Genomic DNA, 17,247 nt, shown 5'->3' with positions numbered 1-17,247 from the left:
CGTGAAACGGCTTTCGGAAAAGATGCGTGTTAAAACAAATGATTACGGTGCGGGCGGGATTTCACGCGCCCGCCCACCATCACACTATTGTCGGACAGGTACCGTGTTCATAAATGCAAGCGTCTGGTCAAAGGAGCGAATACCTGCATCTGAACCGAGACCCGTTGCAACCAGTGCAGCGGACGCTTGAGCAAAATTCAAGGCCGTTTTCAAGTCCATCTTGCGATGCAGGGCCGTGATGAAACCTGCATCAAAAGCATCCCCGCAACCGGTCGTGTCCACGACCTCAATCTGGAAGGCGGGCTGCCGCACGATCTCGCCCGATGCGTCTATGAAACAGACGCCGTCTCCGCCCAGCGTAAAAACGCAATGCTTTACACCGCGTTGCACGAAGAAGGCTCCTGCGTCTTCAACATCTTCAGCGCCTGAAATCTGTTTCGCTTCCTCAATGGAAGGCATGAAATAGTCGATATGCGGGAAAAGCGGGGCGATTAGGTCGAGCGTTCCGTCATTTGCGCCAAGAAGATCAAAGGTCGTCGTTCTTCCGCGTGCCTTCGCTTCAGCGAGCAGCTTTCGGCTTGGCTCGCCATCGAGTTTGGCCAGAAGTCCTGTGCCACCAAGATGAATAATCGGCGGCGCCAATACTGCATCGAGAGCACTGTCGGAAATCTCGAAATGATCAGAAGCCCCCCGTGCATGCAAAGCGGGTCGATCACCGTTCCGGCGTATATTCAAGATTGTCGACGAGGTCGGCACACCCGTGAGGCGCTGCATTTGCGCGGTATCGACACCAAACTTCTGCAGCGTCGCAATCACGAAATCGGCCTTCTCATCGTCCCCGACCGCACCCACAGCCAGACAATTCAAGCCGAGTTTGGCCAGATCGACAACCGTGCCGCCAGCAGTACCCGCGACGGTTAACCGGATCTCGTCAATAAATTCGACATTTCCGCCCGGCGGAATCGCATCGACTGGCCGCCCGAGTACATCAAGAATATAGAGCCCGACGACCGATACATCGTGTGACATGAAAACCTCCCAGAAAATGCATGAGGCCGCACTCTGCGCGATGACGCCAAAGCGTGGCCAATTCGATTTCAGCTGCGATTACGCAAGGCGAAGATCGTACCGGCGATCAAGATGAATATACCCACGATGGCAAGTTGCAGCGTGCTTGGAATGCCTACGAAAATCAGCACATTGCTGACGATTGTGATCAGAAGCACGCCCAGGAGCGTACCGATCACCGAACCGGAGCCACCCGTAATCCGCGCACCGCCCAGAACGACTGCGGCGATAATTTCAAGTTCCATGCCAGCCAGATCAAAGGGATTGGCCAGACGATTGCTTGAGACGTGAACCACACCCGCAATACCAGCCAGAAGACCGGCATAGGCAAAGACAAAAATGCGCACACGGAAGAGATTGATACCAAGGCGCTCAGCAATACCCGGATTTCCGCCGACAGCGAAGATCGCTCGTCCCATCAACGTCCGTTCAAGAATGAACCAGGTCACCGCGGCGGCTGCCACAAGAACCAGAACGGTTGCGGGTAGAACCGAAACGACACCATTCGATGCGTGATGCGTAAACAGCGATGCCTTTCCGAACGCATCCATCGCCATCGGAATGTTCATGAACAAAGCGGTCCCGACGAATGTCAGCAAAAAGCTGCGGATCACATATTGGGTTCCGATAGTGACGATCAGCGAAGGCGCATGCAGTTTTTGAACAAGCAGGCCATTTAACGCACCAAATGCCGCCCCACCCAATGCCGCAAGAATCAGGATGATTGTCATGGGCATTTCAGGGAACCAGTTCGTTACCAGCATGGTAAGAGCATACATTACGAAGGCTGCGATCGCCGTGAATGAAACGTCGATCCCGCCCGAAGCGAGCACAACCAGCACGCCCATAGCGAATAGTCCACGCACGACTGAAGCGCGTAGAATATCCACGATATTGCTCATTTGCAGGAAATCGGGATTGGCGCAAATAACCACCAGACAAGTCACAATGATCAGAAGCAGTGTAAAGATTTCGGGTCGACGACCAAGCAGATCCCAAAGACGCGAGCCAATACCGCGCTGGCATTTGTCCCCTTCGTTGGCAGAAACGATCTGGGTCATTGCGCCATCTCCGTCGACGTGCTGGCCATAGATTGGTAGATGGCATCTTCACTCAAACCATCGGCAGTATGTGCGGCGACGATACGACCCTGACGCATGACAAGAATGCGGTCACAGTTCTGCAGGAGTTCCGGTAGATCGTCACTGATAATGATGACACCCATGCCGTCATCCGCCAGACGCTGGATGATACGAAAGATCGTATCTTTGGAACCCACATCGACACCCACAGTCGGACCATGCAGGATCAGAAGCTGCGGATTAATAGTCAGCCAGCGACCGATCAGGACGCGCTGCTGATTGCCGCCGGAAAGAGACTGAACCGGTATGGTCACGTCCGGCGCGACAATGTGCAGGTCCGCTACACTTTGCTCGGCAACGCGGCGCGCACGCCTGGCACTGATGACGCCTAGTGCATTACGCAGCCTGTCGAGGATCGGCAGAGTGATATTGTCCTGTATGGGCTTTTCGAGGAAAAGGCCTTCCGTTAGCCGATCTTCCGGTACGTAGCCGATCCCGTATTCAATTGCCTGCGCAGTCGATTGCGGTGCAATCTCCTGCCCGTTCAAGCGTACTTTGCCGATGGTTGCTGTTTTGACGCCAGCAAGAGTAAGCGCAAGCTCATTGCGGCCGGAATCCAGCAATCCCGTAATACCCAGGATTTCACCTTTTTGGAGGGTGAACGAAACATCTTGGAATGCTTTGCCATCGCCCAGTTTTTGCACTTCGAGCATGACGTCGCCGAGTTTCGGATCGATGCGATAGCGCGTTTCGCTGATTTCGCGACCGGTCATCCAGTGACTGAATTCCGCCTTGCTGTGCCCCGCAACATCAAGCTCAGCTACCTTGAGCCCATCACGCATGATAATGGCACGCCCGCCAAGCGATTTGCATTCATCGAGTTTGTGCGTGACGAACAATACTGCAACGCCCTTGCTGCGAAGGCGCTCTACCACACGCAAGAGGTTTTCAACCTCTTGCCGTGTCAGGGATGTTGTTGGCTCGTCCATGATAACGAGGCGTGCCTCAGAAGCGACCGCGCGTGCGATGGCGATCAACTGTCGAGTTGCCAGCGGCAGAGTGTCCGTTCGGCGGGAAAGAAAGGTATCCTCGGTTGGCAAATGGACTTCTGCAAGCGCTCGCCGCGCAGTTTTATTCAAGAGAGAAATGTTCAACCGGCGGGAAAGCCGACCAGAGGCTTCAACGAGCTGTTCGGTAAATGCCACGTTTTCTGCCACAGAGAGATTGGGAAGCAGCGACAGATCCTGATAAACGGTTTCTATACCGGCGCGGAGCGCTCCAATGGCACCGAGATCACCAGCTCGCACGCCGGTTACCTCTCCATCGATCAGTATCTGCCCCTCATCGGCGGACTGCGCACCCGAGAGGATTTTTATCAACGTGCTCTTGCCGCAACCATTCTCTCCCATCAGATGGTATATTTGTCCAGCCTCGATTGTCAGGCTGACGTCTTTCAGTGCCTTCACGCCACCAAAGGATTTCCTGACGTTTCTGACCTCGAGAAACGGTGGCGCAGAATGTGTCGTGCTATGGTTGGCGAGCATGGCGAATTCCTGAAACTCCCGGATAAGGTCCTTCAGGGCCGCTGTGGTGCGAGCGGCCCTGAAGTCAGCTTTGGCACGTTACTTGGAAGTCAGAACGGGAAGTTCTTATAGTTGGACTTGTCTGCATCAACCCAGGCCTGGCCCTGGATGATGATGCCCTTGCCCGGTCCCTTGATGACGGTCATCTTTTCGTAACCCGGCACACCCAAATCCATGCCATCCTTGATCTCCTCGCCCTTCAGAACGAGATCGGAGACTTTGTTCATGACGTAGCCAGCATCCTTCGGGTCCCAGAAGAAAATCTGGTCGACGGCGCCACTCTCAAGATACGGGCCGGTATCCTTCGGAAGCCCGAGACCGTATACACAAGTCTTGTCCTGCAATCCGGCTTCCTCGACTGCGCGACCGATGCCAATTACGTCGATTGCCGACGATCCCTGAAAGCCCTTGATATCCGGATATTTGCGGAGAATTTCCTTGGCCTTCTCATAGGCGCGGTTGGCGTCGTTGAACGACTCGTTCTTCTCCGCCACCAGCTTCATGTCCGGATATTGCTTGGCGTTTTCTGCGCCAGCATCGACCCACTGGTTATGTGTAAGGCTGCCGAGCGATCCCACGAACGATGTCCACTTGCCGGACTTGCCCATGCACTCGGCCAGCTTTTCATTGATGCGGGCACCGAATGCTTTATTGTCGAAAGCTTCGATATCGACATCGGTGTTCACCAGGCTATCGCCCTCATGGGTGATGACTTTGATACCGCGCTGGGATGCGCGCCGCAGAACGCCTTCAAGGGCAGACGGATCCATCGGCACGACCGCAATCGCAGAGACGTTTTTGGCGACCAGATCCTCGATAATCCGGGTCTGCTGGGCAGCATCTGCCTTTGCTGGACCGACCTGGCTGGTGCTTACATTGGCATTGTCTTTGCCGTAAGCGTCAACTCCTTCATTCATGCGGGTGAACCAGTTTTCACCGGTAACCTTGACCACAGTCACGATGGTTGGCTTGTCTGCCGCGTAAGCGGCGCCCGCCATGACTGTTCCGGCAAGCATCGTGCCCGCTATCAGTTTGGAAAACATGCTCATATGACTCCTCCATTAATATAAGCAGATTGTTTTTGTCGTTCGCCGGCGGCCGCCATTGCAGAGACCTCTGGCCTTATTGCCTTCTTGGCCACAACCAGTAGCTGAAGTGCATACGTGCCGATGCGAGAAGCGCAAGCAAGAGAACGCCCCAGGCAAGGTCGCGGAAGAAATTGGAAATGTTCATGAAGTTGAATAAGCTCGAAAGTATCTGCAACGCTGTCGCAGCCAGAAGCACACACACAATCTTCCCGTAACCGCCCTCCGGCTTCACACCACCTAAGACGGCGATCAGGATAGCGATCAAAACATAAGACCCGCCATAATCCCATTTAACGGATGAGTTGCGCGCCGCAATGATGATACCCGCAACCGAAGCAAGCAGGCCGCACAGCGTATAGGTGACCAGAAGCATGCGCTTCTCATTGATGCCGCCGTAGCGAGCTGCTTTGGCGTTGCTGCCGAGCAGCATCAGTTTCACGCCGAAAGGCGTGTATTTCAACAGGAAAGATAGTGTCAAAGCGATAGCGATAAACAGTGCAAAGCACATTGGAACGCCAAGAACGGGCATGTTGCCAAAATTATCGAGCGGCTCGATAAAGCCAATGCTGATGGCGGACCCATTAGTCAGAAAGACGGCAATACCGGTGAAGAGAAGCTGGGTTCCAAGCGTTGCGATCAATGGTGTCAGCCGCGCATAGGCGATCACGACCCCGTTGATAATGCCACCAATTAACCCGATGAGAAGCGCCAGACCGGCAAACACCCATGAAAACAGCAATGGTGCATCCGCAGCAGGAATATAATGGCGCGTCAACATGAACGCGACAATGCCGGAGAGATTTGCCAGCGCGATGCCTGAAAGATCGATACCGCCATTGCCGGAAATCATTGCCAGCATGACACCGAAGGCCAAAAGCCCCAACTCGGGGACCTGTGAAGCCATCGACTGCAGATTATAGCTGTCCATAAAGTTTGAACCAGCCAGAAAACCGCCAGCCGCCAGAACGGCTACGTTAATCGACGCCAGAAACAGCGTCTGTCGATCCAGGCTATTCGACGACACGTCTATCCTCCCGCTATCGAAGCAATTCTTGTCTTCAAGCCCTGCCGCCTCCAGACAATTCATGGATTGAAGTTCGCTTCTATTTTTGACATTTGTCAGATACTTCTGTCTCTTGTCAACACATTTCCCAACCCATTACAAATCTTCTGAAACGCGAAGCTTCGCAGGCTGAGGAGATACGCGTGGGGCTCCCGACTAAAAATTGAGCGGCACCACACCGTTTCACTTTGCCCTTGATACATCATAGATTGACATTTGTCGATCACTAACCGAATATTGTCAAAATCGATACGTAACCATCAAGTCAGCCAACTATGAATGTCGTCAGCGGAGGAACTAACGATCCGATTTGCGCTGGATGCGGAGAGGTGGGACACGGAAAGCCGCTTTCCGACAGAGCATTCCCCCAGGCTTGGAAGAGTTGCTGCCGGGCGTCTGCGTTCGTCGCACTGGGCGGAGCGGAAATAATTACAGGTTCGGATCTTTTGATCGATAGCGGCAATACTATTCTTCGAGCCTAGCGCTCATTCATCTTACAGGAGTTACCATGCAGCGCTTCATCAACAATCCGGACGAAGTTGCCGAAGATACTGTGAAGGGCTTTGTCAAAGCTCATTCCGACATCGTTCGGCTCGCGGAAAACCCGCGCGTCATTGCTGCAAAAAACGCCCCTATCGCGGGCAAGGTCGGGGTCGTTACGGGTGGAGGCTCTGGTCATGAACCGGCTTTTATCGGTTATACGGGCAAAAATATGCTTGATGCGGTAGCAGTCGGGGAACTGTTCTCCTCACCAACCGCGAAAAGTTTTCACGACGCCATACGCGAAGCAAATGGCGGTAAGGGTGTCGTCGTTCTCTACGGCAATTATGCTGGCGACAACATGAATGTGAAGATGGCGACAAAGTTGGCAGCCAAGGACGGAATCGACGTTGCGACGGTCGTTGCAAATGACGATGTCTGCTCGGCTCCGTCCGATGAGCGTGAAAAGCGGCGCGGCGTTGCTGGCGAGATTTTCATGTGGAAAGTTGGCGGCGCAAAAGCGGCAACCGGCGCCACGCTTGAAGAAGTTCGCGCCACCGCGCAGAAGGCTATCGACAACTGTCGGTCTATTGGCGTCGGGCTTGGACCATGCACGCTGCCGGCCGTCGGCCACCCGAATTTCCAAATCGCGCCAGGAAAGATGGAAGTGGGTATCGGCCATCACGGCGAACCCGGCGTGCGTGTTGAGACGCTCAAGCCTGCAGCCGAGGTCGCAAAAGACATGTGTCAGATCGTACTTGACGATCATGGGCTGGCTAACGGGACCGAAGTCGCCGTCCTTATTTCCGGGCTTGGCGCAACACCGCTCAACGAGCTTTATATACTCAACGACACGATCGAATCCGAAATCCGGACCCGTGGACTAACCATCCATCGCACTTATATCGGCAATTACTTCACCTCGCTCGAAATGGTCGGGGCAACGCTGACGATCATGGCGCTCGACAGAGAATTGAAAGAACTGCTCGACATAGAAGTGCAGTGCACCGCCATTCTGTGAGGAAGAAATCTGTGCAAACACTCAATAACGCAACAGCCGGAGATATCGTGCTCACAATGGCCGACCGGATTGTCGAAAACCGCGCTTATCTCAGCGAGATTGATGGGAAAATCGGCGACGGCGATCACGGAGTCAATATGGCTAAGGGCTTCAATATGGCCGCCGATAGGCTGAAGGGGAAGAACGAGTCTCTGGCCGCTTCGCTTGACACGCTTGGTACTGTGCTCCTGACCGAAATCGGCGGATCGATGGGGCCGCTTTATGGTGTAATGTTCACCGAGTTCGCTGAAAAAATCGACGGTGTCGACAATATCGATGCGGCTGCATTCAGCCGCATGCTTAACGCTGGGCTTGAAGGCATTCAGTCGATTGGCTCTGCCAAAGTTGGCGACAAAACACTGCTGGACACACTCGTGCCTGCCGTCGAAGCCTTTGATCGAGCCACCGCTGGCGGGAGCACCTTTGCCGAAGCACTTGAATCTCTGGTTGCAGCCGCTGAGAAAGGCCGCGATTCCACGGTCGATCTGGTGGCGAAGATCGGCCGCGCCAGCCGTCTTGGCGAAAGATCGCGGGGCGTTTTGGATGCAGGGGCGACATCCTGCGCCATTATTCTCAAGGAGCTTTCCGACGGCGCGCGGGCGCGGGTACGGTAGGCTTTCTCAACAATCGGGCAGTCCTGGCGCGCCATCAGAAACCGGAACTGCCAGCTTTGTTACAAAACCCCAAACAAAACAATTGTATTGGAAAGCAACAGGGCAGATAGAAGGAAGACACGGGGATCAGCGCAGACAAGATGGCGTCACACGGAAAAGCAACCGCAAGCAAAATCGGACAGATGGGACCGGCTGACGGCATTCCGCTGCGCTATGGCGATGATCCTTACGTGTGGGCTTGCTGGCTATATTACGAAGACGGACGCACGCAGGGCGAGATCGCTGAAATTATGGGAATTTCGCGGGCTACTGTAAACAGCTATCTCGCAGATGCCCGCAGCCGTGGTATCGTGAGCATCTCGATCGAACCCGCCCGCCTCGGTTCTCTTGCGATCGCACAAGAACTCAAACGTCACTTCGGATTGAGCGATTGTCTTGTTGTACCCAATGATGACGGCGCACAGACACTTATCGACCGGCTCGGAACGGCGGCGGCGCAAGCGATAGCCAAGCTTCTGAAATCTGGAGACACGCTCGCTGTTGCCTGGGGACGGACAGTTCTGGCCATTGCCGAAAATACCCGCATATCCAATCTGCAGGATGTGACCGTCGTCCAGGCTACCGGCGGAACGCGCGCCAGTTTCGCTTACACGCCCGAACTATGTGCGGCGGCAATGGCACGGGCAACGAATGCGCATCTCGTCAACATCACGGCACCAGCCATCGTATCAAGCGCAGATGTGAAGTCGGCGCTGATCGGGGAACCTATTATCCTGGAGCAGTTCCAAACGCTGAATAACGCGAACAAAGCGCTGTTCGGCATTTCCTCGCTACGACCGAATTCTACTATTCACACCAGCGGCTTTTTTGAAAGCGTCTCTATACAGGATTATCTAGCCAAGAACGCGATCGGTGTCGTAGCCGGGCGCTTCATCGATGCCTATGGACAGCCTGTGCCCGGCCCGCTTGACGACAGGACCATCGGCATCACGCTCGACAGGCTGCGAAATATCGATATGCGTGTTGCGGTTGCCGGCGGGTTCGACAAGGTACCAGCAATTCTTGCCGCCTTACGTGGCGGTTACATCAACGTCTTGATAACCGATGCCGCGACAGGGCGTGGCATTCTCAATGCCGACGGCGTGACTGAAGTAGACAGCAAGCTTTCCCAGAAGCTGCGCGCAGAGCCAACAGCCAATGTCTCGGGCCATTATCGCACACACAGCAAGAAATTTCTGAACAGTCCCGATGACGTCGTCGAGGAAATGCTTGATGGCGCCACCAGGGCGCACCGATCCTATCTCGCCCCGATCAATGGATCGAAGCGTGCACTCGTCGCACGCAATGGCCCCCGCGCGGGGAAAGTGGGATTGGTAATCGGTGGCGGTTCAGGACATGAACCCTGCTTTCTGGGCTATGTCGGCAAAGGTCTTGCCGATGCTGTCGCGATAGGGAATGTCTTTTCCTCGCCCCCTCCCGGCCCTATCCTCGAATGCGCCAAGGCCGCCTCGAGTGGAGAAGGCGTTCTTTTCGTTTACGGCAATTATGTCGGAGACGTCATGAATTTCGAGATGGCGGCCGAAATGGCACAGGAAGCCGACATTCCTACTCGAACTGTTCTGACGACCGACGACATATCTTCTTCCCCCGTAGAGGATCGCGACGGTCGGCGCGGTGTCGCAGGAAACTTCTTCATTTTCAAAGCGGCTGGTGCAGCCTGTGATCGCGGCATGTCACTTGAGGCATGCGAGGCGGTGACACGCAAGGCCAATCAACGAACCTTTACAATGGGCGTCGCACTGGAACCCTGCTCGTTGCCTCAGACACGCCGCCACAATTTCGAAATCGGCGCCGAAGAAATGGAAATTGGTATGGGGATTCATGGCGAACGCGGCGTCGTTCGCGAAAAAATGATGCCGGCCGATGCCATCGTTGACCACATCATGGACCGGATTTTCAATGAGATGAATGCATCGTCGGGAGACCGGGTGGCGGTACTCGTGAATTCGTTCGGTTCAACGCCGCTAATGGAACTTTACATCCTCTTCCGACGTGTCGAGCAACGCCTCAACGCCAAGCAAATAATAGTCGAAGCCAACTGGGTCGGCCATTACTGTACATCGTTGGATATGAACGGAGCATCCATATCCGTCATGCACCTCGACCAGGAACTATCCGAACTCCTGTCGCACCCTTGCGATACAGCTTTTCTTCGGGTCAACTAATTAATGCCGCCTCCGGTGGTTTCGTGAATTCCAGATTATCTGGGAGGTAAAAAATGCCAGAAACTGCGGGACGTCGTTTAAGCCGAATGTTTCAGCTCATCGCCTTGTCGATGAAAAAGGAAAAAGAGCGGCTTTGCGATCTCGACGGCGCCATTGGCGACGCAGATCATGGTATCACCATGGTTTTGGGCTTTGCAGCCGTAAACAGTGCACTCGCCAAAGTCGATCTGGAGCAGATACTCCCTTCCGGAATTTTCGCTAGGGCCGCATCCGCTTTTCTCGACGCTGTGGGTGCGTCGACCGGCCCCCTTTATGCAACGGCGTTTCAGCATGCTTCCGAAGCTTTGAAACCACGAGAATCTCTCGATGCTGCGGGACAAGCCGCTATCGTTGAAGCGATAGCGCGCGGCATTCAACACAGAGGAAAGGGGCAACGTGGCGATAAAACCATGCTTGATGCATGGATACCCGCTATGGAAGCAGCGATCAAAGCTCACTCGCACAGTATGAGCATTATCGAAATGTGGAACGATATACTTGAAGCCGCTGAGACGGGCTCTGATTCAACCCGATCAATGGTCGCGACGCGAGGACGTGCCGCGCGCTTGGGTGAACGTTCTCTCGGGCATATTGATCCTGGCGCTGCTTCCGCGATTTTAATATTGCGCGCCATGCGGGATAGCCTAACCGAAGCCGACTGATTTCATATTGTTCGCTTCCGTTGGTCGGGCAAAAGAGCGATAGTCAATGCGCGCCTGACTTTGCAGGAGTGACCTTTTCGTTGAAAATACACAGAAATTATCGCGGAAGCCTGGAAAACAGAAAGCACGCAACGGCCAACGCGGCAATAACGACACCCAATACGACCATAAGATCCGAGATTGTAATATCAAACACCAGTCTCTGTTCTTTTCAGTCCAGACCATGAAACCTATCAGAGCGAGCAGCGAAAACATCATCGCACTGATAAACCAAACAAACCAGATCATCGGTATCCCTCCCGGTGATAGATTCCGCAGGGCGGGACAATGATCATCGAGCCGTATAAATTGAATAATGAGCCGTGATCAGTAGGGTATAAGGTACTGATCAGGGCTTGCGCACGGGATTGCCATCGGCTTGGAAAGCATACGCAATTTCGCAAATAACGTGCGCAACTCATTGGACAAGGGACACACGAGTTTTCGTACGATATCGGACACTGGGTCTAGCGATCTATTCTCAGGCTGCAACCCATGCTCGATTTGTACGAAGATGGGGCGGCGCGGACGAGAATATCGAGGTGTCAAACTGCGTTCACATTCCCTCAATAGGACAGCGAACCACCAGAGCGCGGGGAATAGGAAGCATGAACCACTCGGCGTACTACCCGTCGCGATTGGCGATCACATTCGCCCGGTTGCAATCGGTTTTTTCCAGCAGGTTTCACCTTTCCTCAGTGCAGGCGTAAGTTTAACTGCACTTCGTCGCGCTATCGGCGCTTATGTTCACTCGAAGCGCTATTATCTGGCGTTGGCCGCAATAGTGCTCGATGTTGGCACGACTGGCGACCAAACTCTGGGGCGCAGAGATATCAATCTGTTGCGCCCGGAAGCTCGCGGGCGATTGAATGGGATTTTCGTCGGTACTTTCTTTCTGGGAGGCGCACTCGGATCGGCACTGGCGGGCGTGGCTTGGAGTGTCGGCGGCTGGGAGCTTGTGTGTTTTTGCCTTGCAGGTTTCGGCTTCTTGGCGTTACTCGCCGGCTTCGTCAGACGCTAGAGAGCGTGGTTGTGATAGGAGTAACTCTGGCCAGCAACGGGAACCGCCACAAGCTCTCTGCGTTCAAAACGCTTGCGAACCAGCCAACTCGGTAGCCAAGTGCCGCCGAAACCTGCCGCAGTGGCATCGCTAATCGCGGCAAGATCGTCCATCATGAAACGACCATGTGGCTCAATATCAATTGGCGCGCCAATCTCATCGTTGCAATCCAGCGTCGGTGGCCTTCGTGCGGGCGGTCTACGATCATATTCCGATCTCCTTCGAGGCCCCTCGCCTAACGGTTCGAATGCCGGAAAAGGGAAAACCAGTGCGACAAGCAAATCAACGCCAGACCGGCCATGAGAATGACGCCGAGCGCGAAAAATCCACTTAAAGCCGAAAATATGATCGGGCTATCGCTCATATAAATGTCCGGCCCTCGTCGATTGACGATCCTACCCTTTTGTATGATGCCAACGAGACCCTGCGCACCGGCCCAGACCGACCAACAAAGGAATGCCGCAACCAGGCCCGAGCCCAGAATTTGGCTTATTCGCGATAGACGTTTCCAAATCATGCCTGTGCCTTAAGAAACGGTCAAAACAGTCTCATATTGAGACGAGAGAGCCACTTGCCTTCATTCCCGAAAATAAGAGCTGGCGGATTGAAAAAGTCCCTCCCCTCGCCTTCTGTGTTAGAGATCGTAGATATCCACCCGGCGAATTGATGGCCGACAGTTTCTGCAGAATCCAGGCAATAGCGGTTGAAGCGGTTTCTGGCCCCATAAAACGGATAGCTTCCTGATAAGCTGATTGACTGATGCCGAGAAAGCCCGAGACAATACGCGAAGCATCGAGAAGCTCACGCCATGTGCCGATTCCGTTCGTTCCGTATTCGCAGATATCTGGACAGGAACGAAGCACCTGGTCGAGAGAAATGGATGGCGTTAACTCGACAGTAGGTTCCCTTTCAGCTTTCATGGAAACTGGTGTTTCCGAAGAAGGCGCATTCAAATCAATCTTTTCGCCATTTTGAGATTCAAAAAGGGATTCTGGCAGAGATTCATTATGCTGCCGCTCATATTGGGCGACGCTGCCGCTCATTTCTGGAGCAATTTCATTTGTTTTCAAGGCGATAGCCATTTCACCACGAATGGCTTCAAAATTGACCCTGATCGCGGACAGTTCATCAAGGGTTGCGCGGCGAGGAATAGCGTCGACAACAGCCCGGAAGCGAACGAACAATGCTTCGAGACCTTCACCAAGTTCACCTGTTTCTTCGGCCTTTTCCGCAAAAGCTGCAGCCATATCTCGGCGCATGACGGACACTTCGTCGCGAAGACGCTTCAGTGCTTTTTGATCGGCGAGAATCTTATCCGCGATAGCAGCAATTTCAGACGCGCGCTCGAGCAAAGGCACAAAGGAAAAGCCGAAAGCAAGCTCGACGCCCCCTTCCCTATCCTTATGAGCATAGCGCTTTCGCGTCGGGCTATCCTTGCGCGCAATGATCCCGGCCTCAATCAGGGACGCTAGATGCCGGCGCAGTGTTGATTCTGGCATGCCATGGGCGCGCAGTGACAGCTGTCGATTGGATGGGAAAACGACGAGACCGCTTTTCTCATGCATTTCATCATCAGGCAGAAATGACAACAGCGAGCTCAGCACGGCAAGGCAACGATCATTCAGATCGAATTCAGCCTGAGCGACGCAAAGCTGTTTGTAAATCGCCCATCTGTTTACACCCCTGCCCTGCTTCGGCTTCTCTTGCCGATCAGAATTTTGGGCAAACACCTTCATTCGCCCACGAAATGCGGACGTATCAGTCTTCAGAATTTGCATTCCCTCTCACCTTTCAAAAGGCAAAAGAAATCCACCCGCCAAAAAGACGCTTACGACTCTTGACACTGATTCATGGAAATGCGATTCTCTGAGTGCTTAAATCTGAGGAAGGCTTCCATGCGGCAACGTTGTGGGGGCCTTTTTCTTTTGCGGTTTGTTCTCCTGATTTTATGTATCCGTTAAATCTAACTCGAAGGGTTCGAGCGTCGAGAGCTATTTGGATGTTTCGCTAGACTTATATGCGGCATAGAGTTCCTCAAGACGAGACTGGATGTAGTCTGCAAATTGCGGAGCCGCTTTGTCATTGAAGGTGAACTGCACAGTCCTGCCTGCTCGTTTGATTGAGACAGGCTGAATGCCCTCTCCGAGAACAGGTGAAAGAACGGTCTCCTTTTGACGTTTATCTTTCGACGTTGATGATTTGAGCTTATCGAAAACGAACTGAAATCGATCATTGGAAGACAAATTGGAAAAGTCAGCGCTACCGACGGCGTCAGCTGCAATAGCCTCGCCAACCGTTGTCAAAAGAGCAACGAACTCTTCCCAACGCGTACGGCCGATTGATGGCGCACGGCCAATCTTCCGAATAATCTCTTCGGGGATCGACTTGATGATCGTGATCATCTTGGACAGGACGGCTTTATCAATGCCTGTAGACTGATAAAGGGTTTCACGCGAATAGCCCTGTCCTTCCAAAACATAGGCAAAGAAAGCCTTTTCGATGAAGGAAAGGTTTGATCTTGTATTGTTTTCCTGTCCCTGATGAATGACTAGCTCTTCATCAGTGAGCTGTTTAACGACAGCTCTGACCTTGATGCCGAGCGCTCTAATTGCTGCGACGCGCCGGTGACCATAAGCGATCTGAAAACGATCCGGTTTTTGCGGATGAGGACGCACGAGAATTGGCACCAGCTGTCCGCTCTCACGGATCTGCTCAAGGAGCTTTGTCTGGTCTTCATCGTCAAATCCCAACCGATCGGAGACGAACGAACCGTCAATAAGATCGGGATCGAGTTCGACGATAGTTTGACCAGTGGAAAGCTGGCGTTCGATTTCTTCGGCTCTGGCGGAGCGCTCGTTGATCTTTTCCAGGGATTGTGAAATCGCACCGAGCGCCGCGGGGCGGTTTGCGCGGTCTCTATCCAGACCCGCTAGCGGCCTCGCCTGCTCGATTGACGAGCCTGAGGGATGATTGTCAGTTTTCTGCGATGACTCTGACTGATCGGAAAAGTCGAAAATGTTCTTTCGTGCCATGGTTAGCTGCGCCCCCAAGTCTGGCGAATGAGGTCTTCAATCTCAGCGTTGACAGATGTCAACGATTCTAGCGCGCGATCATAAGTGCCGCGCGAGAATGCGGAACGATCAACCTCATAAAGTGTCTGCTTTGTCAGACCTGCATCGGAAATAGCGGTCGATTTGAGCATAGGCGTTTCAAGAACGCGGTTGCCGAATATTGAACGCATGAAGCCAGCCATCTGGTTCTGCGGCGCGTCATTAGGCTCATAGCGGGTAATCAGATAACGCATCCAGTCATACTGCGTGTTGCCACCCGCGCGCTCAACCACGGCGAGGAGGTCGGACGTCATATGCAGAAATTGGTTCATCGACATGACATCGAGCATCTGCGGGTGAACGGTGATCAAAACAGACGTGGCTGCGCACAAGGCGGACAGTGTCAAAAAACCCATCTGAGGTGGGCAATCAATGACGACGACATCGTAAAGATCTTCGACAACGGCAAGACAACTGCCGATACGTGAGAAGAACATGGCTTCATTCTTCTGTTCGGCTAGAACCTTGGGCGTTTCATGCTCAAACTCCATGAGCTCGAGATTGCCCGGAATGACATGCAGCCCCGGCGTGTAGGTTGAACGCACAATATCCGTTATCTCGCGTCGTTCTGCATCATAGCGAATGGCGCCATAAAGGGTGTCGTTGACGCGTACATCGAGTTCAGGCTGGTGGCCGAACATCGCAGACAGCGAAGCTTGCGGATCAAGATCGATGGCCAGAACTCGATAACCGCGCAATGCGAGATATTGAGCGAGATGGGCCGACGTCGTGGTTTTTGCGGAGCCGCCCTTAAAGTTCATGACCGAAAGGATCTGCAACTTCTCGCCGTTGCGGCGATGACGGATATATTTGCCGTGCGTCTTGGGTGAGTTGTCGTCCAGCAATTGTCGAATGGCGTGGATGTCCTGAATGGAATACATCCGCCGACCATTGCTCTGGGGCGCTGGTCCGTGGCCTTCCGAGACGATCTGCCGGAGGTAGCCTTCCGCCACGCCTATAAAGGATGCTGCTTCCGCAGGTGTGAACGAGCGAATTGATTTCTGCGCAGTTGGCGGGAAGATGCGCATTTGATGCGCCTGAAGGCGCTTCGACAGCTCTTCAGCGTCGGCTTCAATCAAAGATTGAAGACTGCTGTGAGGTTGCGAAGATGTTGCTGTCGGCTTCTGGTGCATTGGTTCGTCCTTATCAGCGCATATTCAGTAAAACGTAACAAATATGCGCTGACGAAGATGCCCCGATTCTGTCTCCGCCGCAATTTGTTTTTAGTTAATGAATAGTTAACGTCAAGCAAGGCGAAGAATGGGAGCTGTGGAATTTGCCATATCCGAGAAAAGCAGTCGGCTTGTGCTTTCGAGCGAATAGTGCGTCTGTTGACAGCTGTCAACATTCGGGAAATGCGCTGAAATCTGCGTCTGGCGCAGATTTACAACGGACTAGGACTTCTCAACCGTACAATTCAATGCTGGTGTGCGTGGAAATAGTAGGTCAGCGCGTCCTGTATAGTTAGTTGCCAGAATCTCGAGCTTCCGACTGCTTTTGACGGCGATATCGCCAACGGATTTGCCACTGAGCGATCGTGCTGGCGGCGTAACGAATGATATCGTGCCAAGTTCGGGCGCCCCGTCCTCGCCGACAATGCGATGCACCGAGTTGGCCTTCCTTCAGAAAGATATGACTCACCCGAAACAGACATTGGAGCTAGCTTACTTGGGCTTTTGAGCTTCCCCCGTCGCAGCGGAGAAACTTCGGCGCAGCTCATCTCGATCGATTGAATGATTATACAGAAACGATAGTGATAATCGAGCTCGAGAAAGCGGGGGAATTTGGAGCTGCATTATCATTTATCAATTATGCAAAAGGCGCTATTCGGCTTCCCTGAAGAGTTCGCGAATACGTTTACGCGCGATCCAGATTCTCTCTGGGCGCCTTATTTGCATTTGCACGGACCCGCTTACCTCATCGCATCGTGCCAGCTCAATGGGGTAACGGGGGTGTCAGTTTTAATGACGAGGCCTTTTATCTGCTCATCGTCCTGGTGAGTGAGCGCGTTGACAGCTGTCAATATTGGTCAAGGGTTGGCTCGGAACGTGGAAGTGGACGCGTGATACTAGCC

General features: G+C 53.5%; 13 protein-coding genes and 1 pseudogene. 5 read left to right on the top strand and 9 right to left on the bottom strand.

The genetic code is table 11. The annotated features are described in order from the left end of the window. Positions 1 to 84 precede the first annotated feature (84 nt). The 5 genes from JAU75_RS23140 to JAU75_RS23120 form a co-directional block, all read right to left on the bottom strand. Positions 85 to 1,029, bottom strand: a complete 945-nt coding sequence (locus JAU75_RS23140; protein ID WP_199058833.1) for a sugar kinase — start codon at positions 1,027 to 1,029, stop codon at positions 85 to 87. 68 nt (positions 1,030 to 1,097) lie between these two features. After that, entirely contained in the window at positions 1,098 to 2,129 is a 1,032-nt protein-coding gene (locus tag JAU75_RS23135) for an ABC transporter permease (protein ID WP_199058832.1), read from the bottom strand. Beyond that, positions 2,126 to 3,694 carry a sugar ABC transporter ATP-binding protein gene (locus tag JAU75_RS23130; RefSeq protein WP_199058831.1) on the bottom strand — a complete coding sequence of 523 codons (1,569 nt, stop codon included), beginning with the start codon at positions 3,692 to 3,694 and terminating at the stop codon, positions 2,126 to 2,128. Before JAU75_RS23130 ends, JAU75_RS23135 begins: the two co-directional genes overlap by 4 nt. Positions 3,695 to 3,783: 89 nt before the next feature. Beyond that, a complete protein-coding gene (locus JAU75_RS23125; protein ID WP_199058830.1) occupies positions 3,784 to 4,782 on the bottom strand; it encodes an autoinducer 2 ABC transporter substrate-binding protein in 999 nt (332 codons plus the stop codon). A gap of 73 nt (positions 4,783 to 4,855) precedes the next feature. Next, a complete protein-coding gene (locus tag JAU75_RS23120; protein ID WP_199058829.1) occupies positions 4,856 to 5,845 on the bottom strand; it encodes an ABC transporter permease in 990 nt (329 codons plus the stop codon). Between the two features lie 547 nt (positions 5,846 to 6,392). Here JAU75_RS23120 and JAU75_RS23115 point away from each other — a divergent pair. The 5 genes and pseudogenes from JAU75_RS23115 to JAU75_RS24170 form a co-directional block, all read left to right on the top strand. Beyond that, entirely contained in the window at positions 6,393 to 7,385 is a 993-nt protein-coding gene (locus tag JAU75_RS23115) for a dihydroxyacetone kinase subunit DhaK (protein WP_199058828.1), read from the top strand. An 11-nt stretch (positions 7,386 to 7,396) separates the two neighbouring features. Beyond that, positions 7,397 to 8,038: a dihydroxyacetone kinase subunit DhaL gene (gene dhaL / locus JAU75_RS23110; protein ID WP_199058827.1), complete on the top strand. Its 642-nt coding sequence runs from the start codon at positions 7,397 to 7,399 to the stop codon at positions 8,036 to 8,038. Positions 8,039 to 8,178: 140 nt separating this feature from the next. Then, positions 8,179 to 10,263 carry a bifunctional sugar-binding transcriptional regulator/dihydroxyacetone kinase subunit DhaK gene (locus JAU75_RS23105; protein WP_199058826.1) on the top strand — a complete coding sequence of 695 codons (2,085 nt, stop codon included), beginning with the start codon at positions 8,179 to 8,181 and terminating at the stop codon, positions 10,261 to 10,263. Positions 10,264 to 10,316: 53 nt separating this feature from the next. Continuing rightward, positions 10,317 to 10,964, top strand: a complete 648-nt coding sequence (dhaL, locus tag JAU75_RS23100; protein ID WP_199058825.1) for a dihydroxyacetone kinase subunit DhaL — start codon at positions 10,317 to 10,319, stop codon at positions 10,962 to 10,964. Positions 10,965 to 11,781: 817 nt separating this feature from the next. After that, a pseudogene (locus tag JAU75_RS24170) lies at positions 11,782 to 12,024 on the top strand (MFS transporter); the annotation flags it as partial. Here the strand turns inward: JAU75_RS24170 and JAU75_RS24325 are convergent. The 4 genes from JAU75_RS24325 to repA all read right to left on the bottom strand — a co-directional run bounded on the left by JAU75_RS24325 (position 12,021) and on the right by repA (position 16,306). Further along, positions 12,021 to 12,344 (bottom strand): LysR substrate-binding domain-containing protein, encoded by a 324-nt coding sequence (locus JAU75_RS24325; RefSeq protein WP_371836237.1) that lies wholly within the window; start codon positions 12,342 to 12,344, stop codon positions 12,021 to 12,023. The pseudogene JAU75_RS24170 and the gene JAU75_RS24325 sit on opposite strands and share 4 nt — an antisense overlap. A 267-nt stretch (positions 12,345 to 12,611) precedes the next feature. Next, positions 12,612 to 13,841, bottom strand: coding sequence for a plasmid replication protein RepC (repC, locus tag JAU75_RS23090; protein WP_199058823.1), 1,230 nt, complete (start codon positions 13,839 to 13,841; stop codon positions 12,612 to 12,614). 213 nt (positions 13,842 to 14,054) lie between these two features. Next, positions 14,055 to 15,095 carry a plasmid partitioning protein RepB gene (gene repB, locus JAU75_RS23085; protein ID WP_199058822.1) on the bottom strand — a complete coding sequence of 347 codons (1,041 nt, stop codon included), beginning with the start codon at positions 15,093 to 15,095 and terminating at the stop codon, positions 14,055 to 14,057. A 2-nt stretch (positions 15,096 to 15,097) separates the two neighbouring features. Next, a complete protein-coding gene (gene repA / locus JAU75_RS23080; protein ID WP_199058821.1) occupies positions 15,098 to 16,306 on the bottom strand; it encodes a plasmid partitioning protein RepA in 1,209 nt (402 codons plus the stop codon). Between the last annotated feature and the right edge of the window lie 941 nt (positions 16,307 to 17,247).

This window comes from Ochrobactrum sp. Q0168, from assembly GCF_016427605.1.
Classification (GTDB): Bacteria; Pseudomonadota; Alphaproteobacteria; order Rhizobiales; family Rhizobiaceae; genus Brucella.
Note: the sequence above shows the minus strand (reverse complement) of the source record. Positions and strands in the feature narration are given on the sequence as shown.

Coding starts and splice junctions, on each gene's coding strand:
- dhaL (WP_199058825.1), top strand. CDS start 10,317: ATGCCAGAAACTGCGGGACGTCGTTTAAGCCGAATGTTTCAGCTCATC.
- JAU75_RS23125 (WP_199058830.1), bottom strand. CDS start 4,782: ATGAGCATGTTTTCCAAACTGATAGCGGGCACGATGCTTGCCGGAACA.
- JAU75_RS23135 (WP_199058832.1), bottom strand. CDS start 2,129: ATGACCCAGATCGTTTCTGCCAACGAAGGGGACAAATGCCAGCGCGGT.
- repA (WP_199058821.1), bottom strand. CDS start 16,306: ATGCACCAGAAGCCGACAGCAACATCTTCGCAACCTCACAGCAGTCTT.
- JAU75_RS23130 (WP_199058831.1), bottom strand. CDS start 3,694: ATGCTCGCCAACCATAGCACGACACATTCTGCGCCACCGTTTCTCGAG.
- repB (WP_199058822.1), bottom strand. CDS start 15,095: ATGGCACGAAAGAACATTTTCGACTTTTCCGATCAGTCAGAGTCATCG.
- JAU75_RS23140 (WP_199058833.1), bottom strand. CDS start 1,029: ATGTCACACGATGTATCGGTCGTCGGGCTCTATATTCTTGATGTACTC.
- JAU75_RS23115 (WP_199058828.1), top strand. CDS start 6,393: ATGCAGCGCTTCATCAACAATCCGGACGAAGTTGCCGAAGATACTGTG.
- JAU75_RS23105 (WP_199058826.1), top strand. CDS start 8,179: ATGGCGTCACACGGAAAAGCAACCGCAAGCAAAATCGGACAGATGGGA.
- repC (WP_199058823.1), bottom strand. CDS start 13,841: ATGCAAATTCTGAAGACTGATACGTCCGCATTTCGTGGGCGAATGAAG.